Genomic DNA, 4,451 nt, shown 5'->3' with positions numbered 1-4,451 from the left:
CAACGAGGCGGCGGCGCTCGCCATGGCGCGCAGGGCGTTCGCCGGCCACGATCAGGTGTGGGTGGCGGGCGAGCATGAAGGCCCGTTTGTCAAAATGCTGGTCGAGTATCGGAATGAGGATGGCCGAGCGCTGCCGTCAGGGCCGGCCGATCTTCGCCGATATCGGGAGGACTATGCACGCGCGCTGGGCGCCTGCGGCGTCGTGGTCGGGGCGACGACCCGCGACAGCCGGGAGTTGGGGTTCGGGGAAGCGCGCAGCGCCTATAAGGCGCGCCGGAGATCGATTGGCGACCGATCATCTTAAAAAGCCCACGATACCGGGCGACGGCCGATACCGTGGGCTTAGGCGAAGCCGATTACGCGCACTCGGGCAGCGCCAGCAGATTGTCGTTCCACTGACCGTCCGCATAGGTTCGCAGGTAAGGGCCGTTCTGCCCGTCCACGATCCCGATGTCCGCACGCTTTCCGTTCACGCGCGTGAAGAAGGTGTTGGTCTTGCTGCGGATGGACTGGATAACCTCGTTACGGGTCCATTTCCATCCGCTGCCGCCGAGGTGCGTAATTCCCTCATGCGTGTTGTTGCGCGGCTGCTTGTTGATGCAGGTGACCTGAACATCAGCCATGATTGGCTCTCCTAGTTGATGGTGTAGCGCTTCCAGGGGACCCGGCTCGGCGAGACATTCGACATGAAATTCGCGATGTCCGTTCGGCCGAAGTAGGTGGGCTGCCCCGATGAGTCCTGCGCCATCAGAACAATGGGCATTCCTGGGAAAACGGAGCCGAACGAGCGGATCGCCGATTGAGCCTCCGTGCGGTTGTCGACGACGTGACGCTTCACGACGACAATCGCGAAGGTCACTCCCTGCTCGCGGAGAACCGCGCCTTCGATCTGCATGGATCGTCTCCTCAGCTTTCGCGCACGGTGGTGCGCGGGCTGGCCTTGCCGTGCGCGGTGGTGACGTACCGGCCGCTGATCGCGCTACGGTAGTGAGCGCCAGAGCTGCCGCTCGGGCCGCTGGCTTCATGCACCGTCGTGTGCGGGCTTGCCTTGCCCTGACCCGAGGTCACGAACCGGCCGCTGATTGCGCTGCGGGTGTTGCTGCCGCCGCCCTTCTTACCTGACATTTTGAACTCCTTGAACCAAACATGCCGGCACCAAGTTCGGACTACCGGTACGGATAGTATGGCTATCGCGAGTTCGCTATTCAAGTAGGGAAAATGAGGTTATCACCGAACGGGAAAATTTTCGCGGAGAAATCATGTCATCGACCCTCGGTCGGAAGGTGCGGGAGCTACGGCAGGAGAAGAAGCTGACCCTCGATCAGCTCGCCCAAGCTACCGACAGCAGCAAGAGCTATATGTGGGAAATAGAGAATAAGCCGGTCGCGCGTCCGTCGGCTGACAAGCTGAATCGCATTGCAGCCGTCCTAGGGGTGACGCCTGAGTATCTTGCGGATGAGGAGCGCACCAAGCCGACTGCTGATGAACACGATGAAGCGTTCTATCGTAAGTATCAGGGCGCCAATCCCGACGTGAAAGAGAAGCTCAAACGTATTCTAGATGTGCTGGACGACGAGTAATGCCTGATCCCACCCAACCGAAAGCCTGGGCCAATCTGCTGAGCCAGTTGTGGGGACCGCGCTTCCCGGTTGAGGTGCGGACCATCGCCCTTGATTACACACAGCAGAGATTCACTGACCCGATCAAGACGATCGCTGAGGCGCCGGTAGATCGCTTTGAAGGAGCACTGTCGCCGCTACCTAAGAGCGGAAAGTGGGCGATCCTCTACAATCCCAACATCGTCTCGGCGGGGCGCGTCAATTTCACGCTAGCGCACGAGTTGGGGCACTATTTTGTACACCGCCAGCTCTATCCTGGAGGTTTCGAATGCGGAGAGAAGCAGGTTCTCGGGGTTGATCGAGACGCGGAACGGCGCCGCATCGAGCAGGAAGCTGATGCCTTTGCTTCCTACCTGCTGATGCCAATGGACGATTACCGCACTCAGGTTGGTCGCGATGACATGACGCTGGAGCTGCTGCGGCAGTGTGCCTACCGCTACGAAGTGTCGATGACAGCCGCGGCAATCAAGTGGCTGGATTTCACGCCCAAGTGCGCCGCCCTGATCGTCGCGACCAATGGGTTCGTGCTGTGGTGCTGGCGCAGCACGTCTGCAAAGAAGCGCCGTATCTACTGGTCGTGTCCCGGGTGGTGGTGTAGCTGAGGGGTGGCCATCGGAGATCTTCGGATAGGTTTGGGTTGCGAACTCAACCAACGGAGACCCCGATGACCGAAGATACGATGAGCGTTCAGGCGCTGGTGGGAAAGAGCGCCGACGCCGATTTCCTGCGCGAGATGATTGGCTTTGCCGCGCAGCGGCTGATGGACCTCGAGGTCGGCAGCCTGACCGGCGCTGGCTATGGTGAGAAGAGCAGCGACCGGCTCGTCCAGCGGAATGGCTACCGCGATCGGGACTGGGAGACGAGGGCCGGCACGGTCGAGCTGCGGATCCCCCGTTTGCGGACCGGCAGCTATTTTCCAGCGTTCCTCGAACCGCGCCGGCTTGCGGAGAAGGCGCTGACTGCGGTCGTGCAGGAGGCGTACATCCAGGGGATCTCGACCCGCTCGGTCGATGATCTGGTCAAGGCAATGGGGATGAGCGGCATCTCGAAGAGCCAGGTGAGCCGGCTCTGCGAGGAGATCGACGTGCGCGTGAAGGCGTTCCTTGAGCGACCCATCGAGGGTGACTGGCCGTATGTCTGGGTCGACGCGACGTACCTGAAGGTCCGCCAGGCCGGTCGCATCGTCTCGGTCGCCGTCACCATCGCGGTCGGCGTGAACGGCGACGGCCGGCGCGAGGTGCTCGGCATGGCGATCGGCACGTCGGAGGCTGAGACGTTCTGGACCGACTTCCTGCGGAGCCTCGCGCGACGGGGTCTGCGGGGCGTGAAGCTCATCATCTCGGACGCCCATGAGGGCATCAAGGCGGCCGTCTCGCGCGTGTTCCGCGCGACCTGGCAGCGGTGCCGCGTCCACTTCGCCCGCAACGCGATGGCGCACGCAGGCAAGAGCGGGCGCCGCGTCGTCTCGGCCTTCATCGCCACGGCCTATGCCCAGGAGACGCCCGAAGCGGCCAAGGGGCAATGGCGCAAGGTCGCCGATCAACTCAGACCCAGCGTCCCGAAACTCGCCAAGCTGATGGACACGGCCGAGGAAGACGTGCTCGCCTACATGTCGTTCCCGCCGCAGCATCGCACCAAGCTACACTCGACCAATCCGCTCGAACGCCTGAACGGCGAGATCAAGCGGCGCACCGGCGTGGTCGGCATCTTTCCCAACGAGGACGCCATCACTCGTCTCGTCGGCGCCTTGCTGCTCGAGCAGAATGACGAGTGGGCTGTTCAGCGGGGCCGCTACATGACGCTGGAAAGCGTGACCCAATTGAGCGATGATCCCGCCGTCACGTTGCCATCCATGGCCGCATGACCAGCCCGGCCTGACCGGAGATCGATGCGGCTATGCCGCCGAAGCTACACCATTCGGTGGGACACGACCCCACCCGAGGACCGTTGGCCGACTGCTTCCCGCCCTAAATCGGTCGTTGAGCGTAGCCAGCGCGGCGGCTAAACTGCCGTTTGCCAAATCCGCTGAAAAAGGTGCGCCACACAAAAGGCTTCGTGCGAGCTAATTTTAGTTTTCTGGTCTTACACAGCGAGAGCAACGAGGTGAGCGACATGGTGGACGCGCGCAACTATCGCTTAATCCCAACGCCGTGCGCGACCCGATCCTTGGAACGACCGTTCGTCGCGTTCTTGCTAACGTTACTGTTGCCGATTACCCTCTGGGCACCGTCGGTCATCGCGCAGACGTCGACTGCATCGGCGCTGACCACCGATATCGCGCCAGCACCCGCCGACCTCGAGGACACCGATTACTTCGCGGTGTTCAATGCGGCGACCAACGCTGCCCGCAGGACGGCACTCGGCACCGCTCGCGTCAACGTAAACGGACCCTATGATCCCAACCGCCTCAACGTCTATCTGCTAAAACCGTCAGCAATCGACGGCGTGCGCGGCCAGCCGTGCAACTGCCGCACGCTCGCAGGAAAGAATGTTGTCTATTGCGACCAAGCATTGATCAAGGCGACGATCAACTCGTTTGACTTCTCCGGCGCCCAGACGGCGCCGTCCGCCACCGCCGACCCGGAGGTCGCCGAGGTGATGGTGCGTACGCAGGACGACAATGCAGCGAGCATCCTCACCTGGATAATCGGGCACGAGGTCGGCCACATCGCCTTTGACGAGCAGCGTATCGGCCCGAGCGCCATGCCGGACGGCGGCCTCTGGACGCGTCGCGGCGAGGAGGAATGGGCGGATCGGTTCGCGCTCGACGGCGTGAGCGGCGCGGAGCGCTCGGCGTCCGCGCTGTTCTTCTCGGAACTGGCGGGACGTCTC

8 protein-coding genes are annotated in these 4,451 nt (G+C 62.5%); 5 read left to right on the top strand and 3 right to left on the bottom strand.

The genetic code is table 11. The annotated features are described in order from the left end of the window. Positions 1–304, top strand: a 304-nt coding sequence (locus HUV01_RS12635; RefSeq protein ID WP_438827171.1) for a hypothetical protein, incomplete at its 5' end; no start/stop codon positions are given. Positions 305–356: 52 nt separating this feature from the next. On the opposite strand, the gene HUV01_RS12630 is transcribed toward HUV01_RS12635, so the two are convergent. The 3 genes from HUV01_RS12630 to HUV01_RS12620 are packed head-to-tail and all read right to left on the bottom strand — an operon-like array spanning position 357 to position 1,125. Beyond that, entirely contained in the window at positions 357–623 is a 267-nt protein-coding gene (locus tag HUV01_RS12630) for a DUF3892 domain-containing protein (protein WP_174298590.1), read from the bottom strand. 11 nt (positions 624–634) lie between these two features. Next, positions 635–895 carry a hypothetical protein gene (locus HUV01_RS12625; RefSeq protein WP_174298589.1) on the bottom strand — a complete coding sequence of 87 codons (261 nt, stop codon included), beginning with the start codon at positions 893–895 and terminating at the stop codon, positions 635–637. A gap of 11 nt (positions 896–906) precedes the next feature. Beyond that, positions 907–1,125, bottom strand: coding sequence for a hypothetical protein (locus HUV01_RS12620; protein WP_174298588.1), 219 nt, complete (start codon positions 1,123–1,125; stop codon positions 907–909). 134 nt (positions 1,126–1,259) lie between these two features. Here HUV01_RS12620 and HUV01_RS12615 point away from each other — a divergent pair, with 134 nt between their 5' ends. The 4 genes from HUV01_RS12615 to HUV01_RS12600 form a co-directional block, all read left to right on the top strand. Further along, a complete protein-coding gene (locus HUV01_RS12615; RefSeq protein ID WP_174298587.1) occupies positions 1,260–1,580 on the top strand; it encodes a helix-turn-helix domain-containing protein in 321 nt (106 codons plus the stop codon). After that, complete coding sequence (locus HUV01_RS12610) at positions 1,580–2,221, top strand: ImmA/IrrE family metallo-endopeptidase (protein WP_174298586.1); 642 nt, start codon at positions 1,580–1,582, stop codon at positions 2,219–2,221. Before HUV01_RS12615 ends, HUV01_RS12610 begins: the two co-directional genes overlap by 1 nt. A 62-nt stretch (positions 2,222–2,283) precedes the next feature. After that, on the top strand, positions 2,284–3,483 hold the full coding sequence (locus HUV01_RS12605) for an IS256 family transposase (protein WP_174298585.1): 1,200 nt from the start codon (positions 2,284–2,286) through the stop codon (positions 3,481–3,483). A gap of 149 nt (positions 3,484–3,632) precedes the next feature. After that, positions 3,633–4,451, top strand: an 819-nt coding sequence (locus HUV01_RS12600) for a hypothetical protein (protein ID WP_174298584.1), incomplete at its 3' end; no start/stop codon positions are given.

This window comes from Sphingomonas bacterium (assembly GCF_903643035.1).
Lineage (GTDB): Bacteria > Pseudomonadota > Alphaproteobacteria > Sphingomonadales > Sphingomonadaceae > Sphingomonas.
This window is presented reverse-complemented; position numbering and strand designations above follow the sequence as displayed.

Coding starts and splice junctions, on each gene's coding strand:
- HUV01_RS12630 (WP_174298590.1), bottom strand. CDS start 623: ATGGCTGATGTTCAGGTCACCTGCATCAACAAGCAGCCGCGCAACAAC.
- HUV01_RS12625 (WP_174298589.1), bottom strand. CDS start 895: ATGCAGATCGAAGGCGCGGTTCTCCGCGAGCAGGGAGTGACCTTCGCG.
- HUV01_RS12620 (WP_174298588.1), bottom strand. CDS start 1,125: ATGTCAGGTAAGAAGGGCGGCGGCAGCAACACCCGCAGCGCAATCAGC.
- HUV01_RS12615 (WP_174298587.1), top strand. CDS start 1,260: ATGTCATCGACCCTCGGTCGGAAGGTGCGGGAGCTACGGCAGGAGAAG.
- HUV01_RS12610 (WP_174298586.1), top strand. CDS start 1,580: ATGCCTGATCCCACCCAACCGAAAGCCTGGGCCAATCTGCTGAGCCAG.
- HUV01_RS12605 (WP_174298585.1), top strand. CDS start 2,284: ATGACCGAAGATACGATGAGCGTTCAGGCGCTGGTGGGAAAGAGCGCC.